This window comes from Vibrio sp. 2134-1, from assembly GCF_033339495.1.
The window spans coordinates 1-553 of the sequence record NZ_JAWOUS010000816.1; the positions used below are offsets into that span (position 1 = coordinate 1).

Sequence of the window (553 nt, forward strand, 5' to 3'; positions counted from 1 at the left end):
GTTTGGTGTGCCAATGACCGACACAACTCAAGTCGTGTTGATTGTAGTGATCACGGCATTGGCGCTGATCTCGGTGGTTGCAGGCCTTGATAGTGGGGTAAAACGTCTGTCTGAAATCAACATGATTCTGGCGGCGATGTTGCTGTTCTTTGTGATCATCGTTGGCCCAACAATGGCGATTCTGACTGGCTTTTTCGACAACATTGCGTCGTACATCACTAACATTCCCGCATTGTCTATGCCGTTTGAACGTGAAGACGTGAACTATTCGCAAGGTTGGACGGCGTTCTACTGGGCTTGGTGGATTTCTTGGTCACCATTCGTGGGTATGTTTATCGCTCGTGTTTCACGTGGACGTTCGGTTCGTGAATTTATCATCTGCGTTATTTTGATTCCTTCGACGGTTTGTGTGCTTTGGATGACCGCTTTTGGTGGCACAGCGATCAGCCAGTACGTGAATGACGGTTACGAAGCCGTATTCAATGCTGAGCTGCCGCTTAAACTGTTCGCCATGTTAGACGTAATGCCGTTTGCAGAAATCACATCGGTAGTA

General features: G+C 48.1%; 1 protein-coding gene. It reads left to right on the forward strand.

Annotated features, from left to right (window positions below; all coding sequences use genetic code 11):
- A partial coding sequence (locus tag R7R78_RS28700; protein ID WP_225474919.1) for a BCCT family transporter occupies positions 1-553 on the forward strand: 553 nt, incomplete at both ends.